Here is a 15408-nt window from a genome sequence, read left to right as displayed (position 1 = left end):
GGTCAAAACCACTTTTCGGCGAGATCGCGGGCGTCGATCGAAGCCCGACCGAAGCGAGCACCCCAGCGCAGGGCGACCGTCGAGGCAAGCGCAACCAAGAAGCCCAGCTGGCACCCACGGCGACCACGCTTCTCCGTCAATCAGGACCTGCTGCCGCGCGAACGCGCCACGACCCACCAACGGCGACCCAGGGAGCAACCCTGGTGACAGCAGCGCGACCGGCGTACGCGGTCTCGACGACGGCTCGCCTAGCGGCTCGCCTGCTCGACCATCGAGAGCAGCGCGGTCTCGACGACGACTCGGCCAGCGCCTCGTCTGCTCGACCACCCAGCGTGGGGCGGTCCGACGGTGCTACGGCTGGACCTGCAGGATCTTGTCGTCCCCGGGCGCGGGCGTGCCGCGGCCGTCGCGGTTGCTGGTGGTGACCCACAGCGTGCCGTCGGGGGCGAGGGCGACGCCGCGGAGACGGCCGTGGTCGCCGAGGAAGAACGCCCGGGGCTTCTGGGCCTTCTTGGAGCCCTTCACCTCGACCCGCCACAGCCGCTGGCCCTTGAGCGCCCCGAGCCAGAGGTGGCCCTTCGCGTAGGCCAGGCCCGAGGGGGAGGCGTCGTCGGTGTCCCAGGTGATCTCGGGGTCGACGTACCCCTGCTGGCGGGCCGCCTTGCCGCCCTCGCCCTCAAAGGCCGGCCAGCCGTAGTCCTTGCCCGACCGCACGAGGTTGAGCTCGTCGAAGGTGTCCGCGCCGAACTCCGAAGCCCACAGCTGGTTGCGCACGAACGCCAGGCCCTGCACGTTGCGGTGGCCGAGGGAGAAGACCGGCGAGTCCGGGTCGGGGTTGCCTTTGGCGGGGTCCCCGTCGGGGGTGATCCGCAGGATCTTGCCGCCGAGGTCGTCGGGGTCCGCGGCGCGATCGGGCTCGCCGATCTCCCCGGTCGAGACGTAGAGCAGCCCGTCGGGTCCGAAGGTCAGCTGCCCACCGTCGTGGATGAAGCCGTTGGGGATGCCCGTGAGGATCGGCTCCGGCTCGCCGAGGGTGTCGCCGTCGAGCACGGCCCGCACGACCCGGTTGTCGGTGGCGGTGGTGACGTAGAGGTAGACCAGCCCGTCCTCGTCGTACGTCGGGGAGACGGCCACCCCGAGCAGGCCGCCCTCACCCTCGGGGGCCGCGGTCTCGATCGTGGCGACCTCGACGACCTCGTGGTCGGGGCCGGTCAGCCGCAGCAACCGGGCGGTGTCGCGCTCGGTGACCAGCGCGTCGCCATCCGGCAGGAACGCCAGGCCCCAGGGGGCCTCGAGGTCGGTGGCGATGGTGCCCACCAGCTCCGGAGGACCGCCCTTGCCGCCCTTGCCCTTCCCCTCGGTGTCGTCCGCGGACTCCTGGTCGGTCGGGACCTCGGTCGGCACCGGCAGGGGCGTGCCGGTGGCGGTGGTCTCGATGAGGGTGACCGTGGAGGTGCTGCCCTCCTCCAGGCACGCGGTCGTGCCGGTGACCAGCACCAGGACCGCCGCCAGGGCCAGGTGGCGCGAGCGGCGCCGCGACCCGGACCGGCTCACGGCACCCGCCGCAGGAACTCCAGCAGCAGCTCGTGCACCTGCTCGGGACGCTCGAGGTTGAGGAAGTGGGTGCCAGGCAGTTCGACGTACGTCGCTCCCTCGATCCGCTCCGCGGCGGTGCGCATGTCGCGGGAGCCGGCCAGCAGGTCCCAGCGGCCGGCGACGAAGGCGACGGGCACGCGGATGTTGCGCAGCGAGACGCGGCCGTGCTCGGAGGTGCGCAGGGCGAGGTGGAAGTACCACCGCAGGTCGGTCGAGAGGAGCTCGGAGACTGCCTTCGCGGTGATGTCGGGGTCGCGCACCGGCAGCATGAAGCCGGTGTGGCTGAGCAGGTCGACGGCACGGCGGCCGATCGGCAGCCGGTGCACCAGCGGGTTGAGCGCCCAGCCGGCGTGCTTGCCCGCACGGGCGGCCGTGACGGTCAGGGTGCGGGCCACCACGTGCGGCAGCCGCAGCGGGCCGAGCATCGTGGCGAAGGTGTCACCGGGGACGCCGGCCACGGCGAAGAGCCCGCTGACCCGCTCGGGGTGACGGAAGGCCAGCTCGAACATCGTGTTGACGCCCATCGACCACCCCATGAGCACGGCGCGCGCGACGCCGAAGTGGTCCATGACGGAGAGACCGTCCTCGACGAACTCCTCGATGCCGCAGCGCTCCGGGTCCTCAGGCCGCGCCGAACCGCCGGTGCCCCGGTGGTTCCACGACACGACCCGCACCCCGCAGTCGGGGTCGAGCAGCGCCGGCCAGGCCCAGGGGTTGGTGCCCAGGCCATTGCACAGCACCACCGTGGGCCCGGTGCGGGTCCCGTCGGGGTCGTTGGTCCAGGCGCGAAGCCGGGTGCCGTCGTCGGAGAGCACCTCGTGGAAGGCGAGGGCGGGGGCGGTGGTCGGGCGGGCCGCGGACTTCGGCATGGGTCGATTGTGCCCGAGGAGCGCGGTGGCGGGACGGATCCGTCCAGCGTCAGGCCCGGGCGCTGCGGCCGGGCCCGGGGCCGTCCTCGGTCCGCGGGGCAGGGATGGTCGGGTGCCCCTCGCGCGCGGCGAGGAACTCCTCGACGTCCTCGCGCTCGGCACGGCGGGCGGCCAGCGCGGTGCCGGCGACCATCGCGTTGCGGCAGGCCGCGCGCTGGGAGTCCAGGGCCCACTGCTGGACCGAGGAGCGCAGCGCGTGCCACGCGGCCACCGGCACGCTGCGTGGGGCGCCGATCGGCGGCAGGACGCGCAGCCGCCGGGCCCGGGGGTCGGGGTGCTGCGGCAAGGACATGCGGGGTGGACTCCTCGAGGAGGGCGGAGCCAGAGGGTCGGGGGCCAACGGCGACGGCACCGCCCAATCTAGGCCCCGGACGCGACGGCGCAAGGCCTCGCGCGTGATGCTCACGTGAATCTCAGGTCACGCCCTCAGTCGCGGACGACGACGTCCCGTCCTGCCCGCCCTGCCCCGGCGGCCCGGGTGGCACCGACGCTCGCGGCGATGACGCAGGCGACCGCCGCCCACTGCGCCGCTCCGAGCAGCTCCCCGAGCACCAGGATCCCCGCGAGGGCCGCGGCGGCCGGCTCCAGGCTCATCAGGATGCCGAAGACCCCGGGGGAGAGGCTGCGCAGCGCGACCAGCTCGCAGCTGTAGGGGATGACCGAGGAGAGCAGGCCGACCGCGGCCCCGATCAGCAGGATGCGCGGGTCGAGCAGGTCCTCGCCGCCGATGCCGATCGCGAAGGGGGTCAGCAGCAGCGCGGCCACGACGCTCGCCACGGCCAGACCGTCCAGGCCCTCCCAGTGCCGCCCGGTGCGCGCGCTCAGCAGGATGTACGCCGCCCAGGCCGCCCCGGCGACCAGCGCGAACACCACGCCCGCGGCGTCCAGGTCGTCGCCGTCGAAGCCCAGCAGCAGCACCCCGACCGCGGCGAGCACCACCCACGCCAAGTCGCGCGGGCGGCGCGACCCCAGCACCGCCAGCGTGAGCGGCCCGATGAACTCGATCGTCACCGCGACGCCGAGCGGGATCCGGGCGAAGGACTGGTAGATCGCCCAGTTCATCAGCGCCAGGCTCGCCCCGAAGGCGAGCACCACGAGCCAGTCCTCGCGGGTGCGTCCCCGCAGCCGCGGGCGCAGCACGGCGACGAGCACGAGCATGCTCGTGGCCAGGCGCAGCCACACGATCGTGGTGGGGTCGACCTCGTCGAAGAGCGACTTCGCGAAGCCCGCCCCGAGCTGCACCGAGGCGATCCCGACGAGCACCAGCCACACCGGTGACAGGACCGGTCGCCGGGTGGACGATGAGTTCCGGCCGGTCACCGGGTCACCGTAGGTGACATTTCGCCAACGCCCCCGCCCGGGGAGATCTGGAGCAACGCATGAGCGACACGGTGCTGATGGTCGGCACGCGCAAGGGCCTGTGGGTCGGGCGCTCGGACGCCGCGCGCCGCGACTGGGAGTGGAGCGGCCCGCACAGCGACATGGAGGAGGTCTACTCCTGCCTCGTCGACGTGCGCGGTGACCGGCCCCGGCTGCTCGTGGGCGCCTCCTCGCCCTGGCTGGGCCCGCAGGTGCGGATCAGCGAGGACCTCGGCGAGACCTGGAAGGACGCCGAGGAGCCGCCCCGGTTCCCGGCCGACGTCGACGCCTCGGTCGAGCGGGTCTGGCAGCTCGTCGCCGGTGCCGGCCCCGGGGTGGTGTACGCCGGCACCGAGCCCGGTGCGGTCTTCCGCTCCTCCGACGGCGGGCACACCTTCACCCTCGAGCGCGGCCTCTGGGACCACCCGCACCGCCCCGAGTGGGGTGCCGGCTACGGCGGCCAGGCCTTCCACACGATCCTGCCGCACCCCAGCGACCCGTCCTCGGTCCTGGCGGCGCTCTCGACCGGCGGCGTCTACGGCACGACCGACGGCGGCGAGACCTGGGAGCCACGCAACCAGGGCGTCTCGGCGATCTTCCTGCCCGAGGGGCAGCAGTACCCGGCGTACGGCCAGTGCGTGCACAAGGTCGCGCGACACCCCTCGCGGCCCGAGCGGCTCTACCTGCAGAACCACGGCGGGGTCTTCCGCTCCGACGACGAGGGCGGGTCCTGGACCTCGATCGCCGACGGCCTGCCCTCGGACTTCGGCTTCCCGATAGTGGTCCACCCCCACGAGCCGGACACGATCTACACCTTCCCGCTCGGCGGCGGCGAGGGTCGCTACCCGGTCGACGCGCAGGCGCGGGTCTGGCGCTCGCGCGACGCCGGCGACACCTGGGAGCGGCTCGGCGACGGCCAGCTGCCGGACGGCTTCTTCGTCGGGGTCATGCGCGACGCGATGTGCGTCGACGACCACCCCGAGGCGGGGGTGTACGTCGGTGCGCGCAACGGCTCGGTGTGGGTCTCGCCCGACGCGGGCGAGACCTGGCACTGCGCGGTCCGCGACCTGCCCGACGTCATGTGCGTGCGCGCGGCGGCGATCGGCTGAGCTCCCGAGGCCCTCGACCGACCGCCCGCGAGACGCCCTCACCGGCTCCCGCCCGCTCGCTACCGTGACGGCGTGAGCGCGACCACTGCCGACCTCGAGGACACCCGCACGGACACCGACGTCGAGCACCACGAGGTGCTCGTCGTGGGCGCCGGCTTCTCCGGCATCGGTGCGGCCATCAAGCTCGACGAGGCCGGCCTCCGCGACTGGCTGGTCCTCGAGGCCGCCGACGGCGTCGGCGGCACCTGGCACTGGAACACCTACCCCGGGGTCGCGGTCGACATCCCGTCGTTCAGCTACCAGTTCTCCTTCGCCCAGCGCACCGACTGGTCGCGCACCTACGCACCCGGCTCGGAGCTGAAGAGGTACGCCGAGGACCTGGTCGAGGCCGCCGGCATCCGCGACCGGATGCGGTTCGGCTGCCTCGTGGAGGGGGCGGCGTGGGACGAGGCGACGACCCGCTGGCGGGTGCGGCTGGCCGACGGGACCGAGCTGACGGCGACGTACCTCCTCAACGCCTCGGGCGTCCTCACCACCCCGAAGGCCCCCGACATCCCGGGCATCGAGGACTTCGCCGGCACCACCGTGCACACCGCGCGCTGGGACCACGACCTGGACCTCACCGGCAAGCGGGTCGGGGTGATCGGCACCGGCGCCTCCGCGGTGCAGCTCATCCCCGAGATCGCCCCGGTCGTCGACGAGCTCACCGTCTTCCAGCGCACCCCGATCTGGTGCTTCCCCAAGCCCGACGCGGCCCTGCCGGGCCCGCTGCGCCTGGCCATGCGGCTGCCGGGGGTCAAGCAGGGACTGCGGCTGGCCAGCCAGGCCTTCGTCGAGGTCACCTTCCCGATCGCGGCGCACTTCCACTCCTACGTCCGGATCGCCTCGACGATGGAGCACGCCGGCCGGCTGTGGCTGCGCTCGCAGGTGCGCGACCCGGAGGTCCGCGAGAAGCTCACCCCGTCGTACGGCGTCGGCTGCAAGCGCCCGAGCTTCCACAACGACTACCTCGCGACCTACAACCTGCCGCAGGTCCACCTCGAGACCGACGCCATCACCGAGGTCGTCCCCGAGGGCATCCGCACCCGGGGCAGCGACGGCGAGAGCCTCCACGAGCTCGACGTGCTCGTGCTCGCCACGGGCTTCCGGGTGATGGAGCCCGACAGCCTGCCGACCTTCCCGCTGGTCGGCGCCGACGGCGGCACGGTCCAGCAGTTCTGGGCCGAGCACCGGGTGCAGGCCTATCAGGGCGTCTCGGTGCCGGGCTTCCCCAACTTCTTCACCGTGTTCGGCCCCTACGGCTACATCGGCGGCTCCTACTTCCACCTCATCGAGACCCAGGTGCGCCACATCGTGCGCTGCCTCGAGCACGCCCGCAGCACCGGTGCCGCCCGGGTCGAGGTGACCCATGAGGCCAACGACGCCTACCTCGCCTCGATGCTCGAGCGGCGCCCGACCCAGGTGTTCTGGCAGGAGTCGTGCACCGGCGCCAACAGCTACTACTTCGACCAGCACGGCGACGTCGGGCTGCGCCCGGGCACCACGCTGGGCACGATGTGGGCCAGCCGCACCTTCCCGCTGGACGCCTACACCTTCCAGCCGGCCCGCGACCGGGAGCCGGCCGCCACGGGCTGACCGGCCGGGCGGGTCACGACTGCGGCACGTGCGGCCCGATCGGGGGCGGCTCGGGCATCGCGTCGTGGTACGCCTCCTCCTCGAGCGCGGGGATCGGGTCCGGCACCCCGGCGGTGATCTTCGACCCGTCGGCACGGGTGCCGCCCAGCTGCGGCTCCTCGGCGAGCTCCACCGAGAGCCGGCGGCCGTGGCCACCGCCGCGCCCGTCGTTCTCCCCGAGCGGTACGACGAGGGGCTCGTCGGCGTGCACGACGTGCTCGGTCCCGCGGACGGTCACCGGGACGCCCCCGACGCCGTCGACCACCGTGAAGGTGAGCGACCCGGCGTCCAGCCGCACCCGCACCCGCGAGCCGCGCCAGACCAGCGCGAAGGTGATCGAGCCGAACGCGTCGGGCAGGCGCGGGTCGAAGGAGAGCCGGCCGCCGTGGTCGCGCATCCCGCCGAAGCCGCAGACCAGCGCCGACCAGACACCGCCGGTGGAGGCGATGTGCATGCCGTCGTCGGTGTTGCCGTGCAGGTTGGCCAGGTCGACGTACAACGCGGAGCGGAAGTAGTCCCAAGCCGCCTCGTGGTAGCCGACCTCGGCGGCCATCACCGACTGCACCACCGCCGACAGCGTGGAGTCACCGGTGGTGATCGGGTCGTAGTACTCGAAGTCGGCGCGCTTCTCCTCCGCGGTGAAGCGGTCGCCCTGGAGGAAGAGCGCGAGCACGACGTCGGCCTGCTTGAGCACCTGGAACCGGTAGATGACCAGCGGGTGGTAGTGCAGCAGCAGCGGCCGCAGCTCGTCGGGGGTCTGGGAGAGGTCCCACACCTCACGGTCGAGGAAGAAGTCGTCCTGGGGGTGGATCCCGAGGCCCTCGTCGAAGGGCACGTGCATGCCCTCGGCGCAGCGGGCCCACTCCTCGACCTCCTCGTCGGTGAGGTCCAGGCGCTTGCGGACCTGCTCGAAGTCCTGCGGGTGCTCGCGGCGGATCAGCTCGACAGCGGCCACGGCCTGCTCGAGGTTGTGCCGCGCCATGACGTTGGTGAACAGGTTGTTGTTGACGACCGTCGTGTACTCGTCCGGCCCGGTGACGCCGTGGATGTGGAACGAGGGACGGCCGTTCTCGCGCCAGAAGCCGAGGTCGGCGTACATCCGGGAGGTCTCCACCAGGATGTCGATGCCGTGGCGCAGCAGGAACCCGACGTCGTCGGTGGCCGCGAGGTACTGCGAGAGCGCGTACACGACGTCGGCGTCGATGTGCACCTGTGCGGTGCCGGCGGCGTAGTAGGCCGAGGCCTCCTCGCCGTTGATGGTGCGCCAGGGGAAGAGCGCCCCGTGCTGGGCCATCTCGCGGGCGCGGTGCCGCGCGGCGTCGAGCATCCGGGAGCGGAAGTGCAGGAGGTTCTTGGCCAGCGCCGGCTGGGTGTAGGTGAGGAACGGCGCGACGTAGATCTCGGAGTCCCAGAAGTAGTGGCCCTCGTAGCCCGAGCCGGTGACGCCCTTGGCTGGCACGCCCCACTGGTCGGCGCGGGCACTGGCCTGGGCCAGGGTGAAGAGGTTGAAGCGGATCGCCTGCTGCAGGGCCCGGGTCTCCTGCTCCCCGCCGGGCCCGTCCCCGCGCTGCGAGGGGGTGACCTCGACGTCCGCGGCGTCCCAGAAGGTGTCGAACCAGGCGCGCTGCTCGGCGACGGCCTCACCGGTGCCGGTGCGGGCGGCCCGGTCCAGGGTCCGCTCGCAGCGGTCGGCCAGCTCGCGCACCGGCACGCCGCGGGAGGTGTGGTAGGCCACGACCTTCTCCAGCCGCACCGTGCGGCCCTGCTCGGCCTGGACGCGGTAGACCATCTTGGCCAGGTCGTCGTCGTGGCGCACGACGGTGTCGACGTCGGTCCCGCTGCCCGCCACCCGCAGCCGGTGGTCAGCGGCGACGGCGATGGTCATCTTGGACGAGGCGCACTGGTAGCCCAGCATCATCCGGCCGTCCTGGACCGTCGACAGGCGGGGGAGCAGCACCCGGCCCTCGAAGGCGGCGGCCTTGCGCGGGTCGATGCCCTCGCCCATGGAGGCAGCCGCGTCGTGGTACTCGTCGCTGCCGTCCTGGCGGTTCATCAGCTGGCTGGAGATGACGATCGGCGCGCTGCCCTCGAGCATCGTGACCTCGAGGGTCAGCAGCGCCAGGTGCCGCTGGGTCATCGACACCATGCGGGTGGAGTCGACCTTGACCCGCTTGCCCGAGGGGGTCCGCCAGACCAGCGAGCGGCGCAGCACGCCGTCGCGGAAGTCGAGGATCCGCTCGTAGTGCTCGAGGTCGGCGGTGCCGAGGATGAGCGGCTCGTCGTCGACGTAGAGCTTCATCAGCTTGGCGTCGGGGACGTTGACGATCGTCTGGCCGGTGCGCGCGAAGCCGAAGGCCGCCTCGGCGTGCCGGATCTCCCAGGTCTCGTGGAAGCCGTTGACGAAGGTGCCGTGCGCGTGGGCGTCGCGGCCCTCCTCGGGGTTGCCGCGCATGCCGAGGTAGCCGTTGGCGACGGTGAACAGGGTCTCGCTGACGCCGAGGTCGGCGTGGCTGTGGGCGCGCTCCACCAGCCGCCAGGGGTCGACGGGGAAGCGGCTGCGGTCCAGCGGGTCGCCCTCGGGGGCCCGGCGGCTCACGGGACCAGCTCGGCCAGGTCGGCCACGACGACGTGGGCGCCAGCGGCGGTCAGCTCGTCGTGCCCGGCGCCCCGGTCGACGCCGACCACGAGGCCGAAGTCGCCGGCAGCACCCGCGCGCACGCCGGAGACGGCGTCCTCGACCACGACCGAGGTCGCGGCGCTCGCGCCGCACACCTCGGCGGCGTGGAGGAAGGTGTCGGGCGCCGGCTTGCCCGGCAGCGAGCGCGCGGCGGCGACCCGGCCGTCGACGACGGTCACGAACCGACCGGCCAGCCCCGCGGCCTCGAGCACGGCGGGGGCGTTGGCGGAGGAGGAGACCACCGCCATCGGGACGTCGAGCTCGGCCAGGTGGTCGAGCAGGGCCACGGAGCCGGCGTACGGCGCCACCCCGTCACGCTGGAGCACCTCGTTGAAGGCGTCGTTCTTGCGGTCGCCGAGGCCCATGACCGTGCGGTCGAACGGCCGGCCCGGCTCGCCCTCGGGGAGCTCGATGCCTCGGGAGGCGAGGAAGTCGCGCACACCGTCGTACCGCGGCTTGCCGTCGACGTGGGCGAAGTAGTCGACGTCGGTGTAGGGGGAGGTGTCGCCGGGGCCGTCGTGGTCGGCGAGGAACTCGTTGAACATGGCCGACCAGGCCCGCATGTGCACCTCGGCGGTGGGGGTCAGCACCCCGTCGAGGTCGAGCAGGACGGCCGAGTAGCCGCCCCAGGTCACCGGAGTCGAAGCAGTCACCCGACGAGGCTAGGGCGTGGGGGGTCACCCGCCCAGCCGGTGGGGCTGAGATGCGCCGTCGGAGTGACGACGCTCGCACGTAGGCTGGCCGCCATGACCGGCCAGCAGCAGCCCGACGAGAAGATCGACCTGAAGCCCAGGTCCCGCGACGTCACCGACGGCCTCGAGCGCGCCGCCTCGCGCGGCATGCTGCGCGCGGTCGGCATGGGTGACGACGACTGGGAGAAGCCGCAGATCGGCGTGGCCTCCAGCTGGAACGAGATCACCCCCTGCAACCTCTCGCTCGACCGGCTCGCCAAGGCCGTCAAGAACGGCGTGCACGCCGGCGGCGGCTACCCCCTCGAGTTCGGCACCATCTCGGTCTCCGACGGGATCTCCATGGGCCACGAGGGCATGCACTTCTCGCTGGTCTCCCGCGAGGTCATCGCCGACTCCGTCGAGGTCGTGATGAACGCGGAGCGGCTCGACGGCTCGGTCCTGCTCGCCGGCTGCGACAAGTCCCTGCCCGGCATGCTCATGGCCGCCGCGCGTCTCGACCTGGCCTCGGTCTTCCTCTACGCCGGCTCGATCATGCCCGGACAGGTCGACGGCAAGGACGTCACGATCATCGACGCCTTCGAGGCCGTCGGTGCGTGCCTCGCGGGCAAGATCACCCGCGAGCAGGTCGACAAGATCGAGCGCGCGATCTGCCCCGGCGAGGGCGCCTGCGGCGGCATGTACACCGCCAACACGATGGCCGCGGTCGGCGAGGCCCTCGGCATGTCGCTGCCCGGCTCGGCCGCGCCGCCGGCCGTCGACCGCCGCCGCGACGGCTTCGCCCACCGCTCCGGCGAGGCCGTGGTCAACCTGCTGCGCAAGGGCATCACCGCCCGCCAGATCATGACGATGGAGGCCTTCGAGAACGCCATCACCGTGGTGATGGCGCTCGGCGGCTCCACCAACGCCGTCCTGCACCTGCTGGCCATCGCCCGCGAGGCCGAGGTGCCGCTGACCATCGACGACTTCAACCGGATCGGCGACAAGGTCCCGCACCTCGGCGACCTCAAGCCCTTCGGCAGGTACGTCATGAACGACGTCGACAAGATCGGCGGCATCCCCGTCGTGATGAAGGCGCTGCTCGACGCCGGCCTCATGCACGGCGACGCGCTGACCGTGACCGGCAAGACGCTGGCCGAGAACCTGGCGGAGCTGGACCCGCCGGCCCTCGACGACGACGTCATCCGCTCCCTCGAGCGCCCGATCCACAAGACCGGCGGCCTGACCATCCTGAAGGGCTCGCTGGCCCCCGACGGTGCCGTGGTGAAGTCGGCCGGCTTCGACGAGACCGTCTTCCGCGGCACCGCCCGGGTCTTCGACGGCGAGCGCGACGCCATGGACGCCCTCGCCGAGGGCCGGATCGTCGCCGGCGACGTCGTCGTCATCCGCTACGAGGGCCCCAAGGGTGGGCCCGGAATGCGCGAGATGCTGGCCATCACCGGTGCGATCAAGGGCGCCGGCCTCGGCAAGGACGTCCTGCTCCTCACCGACGGTCGGTTCTCCGGCGGCACGACTGGGCTGTGCGTGGGCCACGTGGCCCCCGAGGCCGTCGACGGCGGCCCGATCGCCTTCGTCCGCGACGGCGACCCGATCACCCTCGACGTCCTCAACCGCACCCTCGAGGTCGAGATCGACGACCTCGAGGCGCGCAAGGAGGGCTGGGCGCCCAAGCCGCCGAAGTACACCCGCGGCGTGCTCGGCAAGTACGCCAAGATCGTGTCCTCCGCCGCGCACGGAGCGGTCACGGGCTGACCCTCGGCCACCGCCGTCACTTCCGAGCCCTCGGGGTCGTCAGTTCCGACCCGCCCGGGTGTTGAGCCTGCCGGTAGACCTGGGACGTGCAGCTCCCGACCCCGCCGCCGCCCCACGAAGCCGCCGGTGACGCGACCCTGGCGTGGGTCGCCGAGCACCTGGGCGACCTGACCCTCGAGGGCCCCGACGCGGTACGCCGCGGGGGACACGTCGGGGGACAGACCGCGGCCGATGCGGCACTGGCGTCGCTCGACATCAGCGGGTACGCGCGGCGCCGCAGCGTGGTGCTGCCGGTGTCGGGGCGCGGGGCGACCCGGATGTCGCCGTACCTGCGGCACGGCCTGGTGCCGCTGCCCGAGATGTGGAAGGCGGTCGCCGGCGCGCCCGCCCACGACCGCGACAAGTACCGCGACGAGCTGCTCTGGCAGGAGTACTCCCGGCACCTGTACGCCCGCACCGGCGCCGCCCTGGGCCGGTCGATCAAGCACGAGCAGCCCCGCGTCGGTCCGGCCTGGCCCGAGCCGTGGCCTGCGGAGATGGCCTGCATGGAGGCCGTCGTCGGTGAGCTCGAGGGCGAGGGTTGGCTGGTGAACCAGACCCGCATGTGGCTGGCCTCGCAGTGGGCGGTGCGGGCGGGTGCGGACTGGCGCGACGGCGAGGACCTGTTCTTCCAGCACCTGCTCGACGGCTCGCGCGCGGCCAACCGGCTGGGCTGGCAGTGGACGGTCGGCACCGGCAACGGCCGGCCCTACGGGTTCAGCCGGTGGCAGGTGGAGAAGCGCGCCAAGGCGCTGTGCCGCTCCTGCCAGCTGAGCAGCGCCTGCCCCATCGAGGACTGGCCCGAGACCGGTGACCTGCCCCGCGTCGACGGACCGGACCTGGGCAAGGACGGCTTCGACGGCGGGCCGGCCGAGGTGCAGGGCGGGGGAGCCGAGCAGGTCTGGCTCACGGCTGAGTCCCTCGGCGACGCCGACCCCGCACTGGCCGCCGACGACGACCGCCCCGCGGTCTTCGTCTTCGACGAGCCGCTGCTGCGCACCCTGCGGCTCTCGGGCAAGCGGCTGGTCTTCCTGGCCGACACGCTCGGTGACCTCGCCACCCGGCGCGAGGTCGAGGTGCGCCGCGGCGTGGTGGCCCAGGAGCTGGCGGGTCGCAGCCTGGCCGTCACGCACGCGCCGGTCCCGGGCTTCCGCGCCCGGGCCGCGCAGGTGCAGCCGCAGGAGGTCCACCCGTGGCTGTGGCTGGTGCGACCGCGACCGTCCGCGGTCGGCAGCTTCACCGCCTGGCGCCGCTCCTCCGGGGCCCCCGCCCAGGCCAGCCCGCCCCGGGGCCGCGGCCGCCGCCGCTAGCCGCCGAGCAGTCACTTCCGAACCGCCGTCACCTTCTCGCGGTCGAGCGGTCGGTGACCTCGCTCGACCGCAAGAAGGTGACCGGTCGAGGCCGAGGAACTGACCGCTCGGCCGGGACCTCAGCGGACGACGTCGAGGACCTGGAGGGTGACGCCGTTGCCGTAGGTCGCTGACTCGACGAGCCGGAGATTCACCTTCGAGCCCGTGTCGGAGAAGAGCCGCTTGCCCGAGCCCAGCAGCAGCGGGAAGACCAGCAGGTGCAGCCGGTCCACGAGCCCGGCGGCGAGCAGTCCCTGGGCCAGCGTCGCGCTCGCGTGCACGTAGATCGGGCCCTCGCCCTCGTCGGTGCGCTCCTTGAGCGCGGCCACGTCGTCGAGCGAGCGCAGGACGTGGGTGTTGGTCCAGTCCGAGCCCTCGAGGGAGGAGGAGACGACGTACTTCGGCATCGCGTTGTAGGTCTCGAACTCCTCCATCGACGGCCACACGGGGGCGAACTCGTCGTGGGAGACCCGGCCGAGCAGCAACGCGCTGGCCTCCTCCTGCTCGCGGCCCTTGATGTCGTAGACGGCGTCGTCGTGCTCGACCTCCGAGAAGGTCCAGCTCGGGTCCTCGATGACGCCGTCCAGGGTGATGAACTCGGTGACGACCAGCTTCCTCATGACCCCATCCGACCAGCCCCGACCGACGGACTCATCGGTCGGGCCACCGCCGGGAGGATCACCAGGTGTCGACGGGGCGCCCGCTCCCGACCAGCCGGCCGTCGCGGTCGGCGGCGTCGAGCAGGCGGGCCAGGATGCCGCGGGTCTCGGCCGGGTCGACGACGTCGTCGATCTCGAAGTGCCGGGCGACCTCCAGGGCCGTCGAGTGCGCCTGGGCGTACGCCGTCAGCTCCCTGACCCGCGCCTCCCGCTCGTCCGGGTTGGCGATCTCCTCCAGCTCGCGCCGCATGGAGAGCCGCACGGCGCCCTCGAGCCCCATCGCCCCGAGGTGCGCGCCGGGCCAGGCGATCGTCATGAGGGGCTCGTGGGTGCTGCCGCCGAGCATCGCCTGCGCGCCCAGGCCGTAGCCGCGGCGCAGCACGACCCCCAGCAGCGGCACCTCCATCCGGGCCGCCGCGACGAGCAGCCGCGAGGTGTGCCGCACCAGACCGGTGCGCTCGGCGTCGGGGCCGACCATCATCCCGGGGGTGTCGACCAGGGACACGACCGGGAAGCCGTGGGCGTCGCACAGCTGCAGGAAGCGCGCTGCCTTGTCGCCGGCGTCCGCGGTGACCGCGCCTGCCCAGTGCCGGGTGTCGTTGCCCACGACCCCGACGGTGCGGCCCTCGATCCGACCCAGGGCCGTGAGCAGCTCGGGCGCGAACCCGGGCCGCAGCACGGTCACCGAGTCCTCGTCGCACAGCGTCTCCACGATGGGCAGCAGGTCGTAGGCGGTGCGCTCGCCCTCGGGGACCGCCTCCCGCAGCGGCGCCTGGTCGGGGGCGGTCCACGCCGTCGTACGACCCAGGAAGTAGGAGAGCAGCTTGCGAGCCGTGCCCACCGCGTCGTCATCCCGAGCGACCACGTCGACGACGCCGTTGGCCTCCATCACCTCGATCGGACCCACGTCGGCCGCGGCCACGTCACCCAGCCCGCCGCCGGCGATCATCGCCGGCCCGCCCATGCCCAGGGAGGCGCGCTCGGTCGCGACGATCAGGTCCGAGCACCCCGCGATGACCGCGTTGCCGGCGAAGCAGTTGTCCTCCACGACCGCGATCCGCGGCACCCGGCCCGAGAGCCGTGCCCAGGCGGCGAAGGTCGTGACGTCGAGGGCGGAGACCAGCGGGATGTCGGTGTCGCCGGGCCGGCCGCCGCCCCCGGCGGCGAAGAAGACCGTCGGCACCCGCAGCCGGTCGATCACGTCGAGCAGCCGGTCGGTCTTGCGGTGCCCGCGCATCCCCTGGGTGCCGGCCATGACGAGGTAGTCGTAGGACAGCGCCGCCACGGGGTGCCCGTCGACCGTCGCCAGCCCGCCGACGATCCCGTCCGCGGCGGTGCGGTCGAGCAGCTCCTCCAGGGGGCGTCGCTGGGACTGCGCCGCGGTCACGAACCGCCCGTACTCCACGAAGCTGCCCTCGTCGACCAGCTCGGCGAGGTTCTCCCGGGCGGTCCGCCCGCCCCGCTCGTGCAGCCGCGCGACGGCCTCGGGGCGGGCGGAGTCCTCGGTGAGTGCCCGCCGCGCGAGCACCTCCAGCAGCTCGGGGCGGATGGCCATGCCGGGGAGCATGCCACCGGG

At 73.1% G+C, this 15408-nt stretch carries 12 protein-coding genes; 4 read left to right on the top strand and 8 right to left on the bottom strand.

Annotated elements, in window-relative coordinates; translation table 11 throughout:
• Positions 1-351 precede the first annotated feature (351 nt).
• The 4 genes from Q1V71_RS01560 to Q1V71_RS01545 form a co-directional block, all read right to left on the bottom strand.
• A complete protein-coding gene (locus Q1V71_RS01560; protein ID WP_300639786.1) occupies positions 352-1554 on the bottom strand; it encodes a sorbosone dehydrogenase family protein in 1203 nt (400 codons plus the stop codon).
• Positions 1551-2465 carry an alpha/beta hydrolase gene (locus Q1V71_RS01555; protein ID WP_300639783.1) on the bottom strand — a complete coding sequence of 305 codons (915 nt, stop codon included), beginning with the start codon at positions 2463-2465 and terminating at the stop codon, positions 1551-1553. The genes Q1V71_RS01560 and Q1V71_RS01555 overlap by 4 nt, the downstream gene beginning before the upstream one ends.
• 49 nt (positions 2466-2514) lie before the next feature.
• Positions 2515-2817, bottom strand: a complete 303-nt coding sequence (locus tag Q1V71_RS01550; RefSeq protein ID WP_300639780.1) for a hypothetical protein — start codon at positions 2815-2817, stop codon at positions 2515-2517.
• Positions 2818-2951: 134 nt separating this feature from the next.
• Positions 2952-3845, bottom strand: coding sequence for an EamA family transporter (locus Q1V71_RS01545; RefSeq protein ID WP_300639777.1), 894 nt, complete (start codon positions 3843-3845; stop codon positions 2952-2954).
• Between the two features lie 59 nt (positions 3846-3904).
• On the opposite strand from Q1V71_RS01545, the gene Q1V71_RS01540 reads away from it, so the two are divergent.
• Positions 3905-4993 carry a sialidase family protein gene (locus tag Q1V71_RS01540; RefSeq protein WP_300639775.1) on the top strand — a complete coding sequence of 363 codons (1089 nt, stop codon included), beginning with the start codon at positions 3905-3907 and terminating at the stop codon, positions 4991-4993.
• Between the two features lie 72 nt (positions 4994-5065).
• Positions 5066-6628 carry an NAD(P)/FAD-dependent oxidoreductase gene (locus Q1V71_RS01535; protein WP_300639772.1) on the top strand — a complete coding sequence of 521 codons (1563 nt, stop codon included), beginning with the start codon at positions 5066-5068 and terminating at the stop codon, positions 6626-6628.
• 13 nt (positions 6629-6641) lie between these two features.
• On the opposite strand, the gene Q1V71_RS01530 is transcribed toward Q1V71_RS01535, so the two are convergent.
• Complete coding sequence (locus Q1V71_RS01530) at positions 6642-9263, bottom strand: glycoside hydrolase family 65 protein (protein ID WP_300639769.1); 2622 nt, start codon at positions 9261-9263, stop codon at positions 6642-6644.
• A complete protein-coding gene (locus tag Q1V71_RS01525) occupies positions 9260-9997 on the bottom strand; it encodes an HAD family phosphatase (protein ID WP_300639766.1) in 738 nt (245 codons plus the stop codon). Before Q1V71_RS01525 ends, Q1V71_RS01530 begins: the two co-directional genes overlap by 4 nt.
• A 93-nt stretch (positions 9998-10090) precedes the next feature.
• Between Q1V71_RS01525 and ilvD the strand changes: the two genes are divergently transcribed.
• Together ilvD and Q1V71_RS01515 are read left to right on the top strand one after the other, a co-directional pair.
• Positions 10091-11785, top strand: coding sequence for a dihydroxy-acid dehydratase (gene ilvD / locus Q1V71_RS01520; protein WP_300639763.1), 1695 nt, complete (start codon positions 10091-10093; stop codon positions 11783-11785).
• 86 nt (positions 11786-11871) lie between these two features.
• Positions 11872-13134: an FAD-binding domain-containing protein gene (locus Q1V71_RS01515; protein ID WP_300639761.1), complete on the top strand. Its 1263-nt coding sequence runs from the start codon at positions 11872-11874 to the stop codon at positions 13132-13134.
• Positions 13135-13253: 119 nt separating this feature from the next.
• On the opposite strand, the gene Q1V71_RS01510 is transcribed toward Q1V71_RS01515, so the two are convergent.
• Both Q1V71_RS01510 and Q1V71_RS01505 read right to left on the bottom strand, forming a co-directional pair.
• Positions 13254-13793: a dihydrofolate reductase family protein gene (locus Q1V71_RS01510; RefSeq protein ID WP_300639759.1), complete on the bottom strand. Its 540-nt coding sequence runs from the start codon at positions 13791-13793 to the stop codon at positions 13254-13256.
• Positions 13794-13851: 58 nt separating this feature from the next.
• Positions 13852-15387, bottom strand: coding sequence for an acyl-CoA carboxylase subunit beta (locus tag Q1V71_RS01505; RefSeq protein WP_300639756.1), 1536 nt, complete (start codon positions 15385-15387; stop codon positions 13852-13854).
• Positions 15388-15408: the final 21 nt, after the last annotated feature.

Origin of the sequence: Nocardioides sp. (assembly GCF_030149505.1) — a bacterium.
Classification (GTDB): Bacteria; Actinomycetota; Actinomycetes; order Propionibacteriales; family Nocardioidaceae; genus Nocardioides.
The sequence above is the reverse complement of the archived record's forward strand: the minus strand, read 5'-3'. Positions and strand labels throughout refer to the sequence as shown.

Excerpts from the sequence above, each read along its gene's own strand:
- Q1V71_RS01555 (WP_300639783.1), bottom strand. The coding sequence starts at position 2,465 with ATGCCGAAGTCCGCGGCCCGCCCGACCACCGCCCCCGCCCTCGCCTTC.
- Q1V71_RS01550 (WP_300639780.1), bottom strand. The coding sequence starts at position 2,817 with ATGTCCTTGCCGCAGCACCCCGACCCCCGGGCCCGGCGGCTGCGCGTC.
- Q1V71_RS01540 (WP_300639775.1), top strand. The coding sequence starts at position 3,905 with ATGAGCGACACGGTGCTGATGGTCGGCACGCGCAAGGGCCTGTGGGTC.
- ilvD (WP_300639763.1), top strand. The coding sequence starts at position 10,091 with ATGACCGGCCAGCAGCAGCCCGACGAGAAGATCGACCTGAAGCCCAGG.
- Q1V71_RS01510 (WP_300639759.1), bottom strand. The coding sequence starts at position 13,793 with ATGAGGAAGCTGGTCGTCACCGAGTTCATCACCCTGGACGGCGTCATC.
- Q1V71_RS01505 (WP_300639756.1), bottom strand. The coding sequence starts at position 15,387 with ATGGCCATCCGCCCCGAGCTGCTGGAGGTGCTCGCGCGGCGGGCACTC.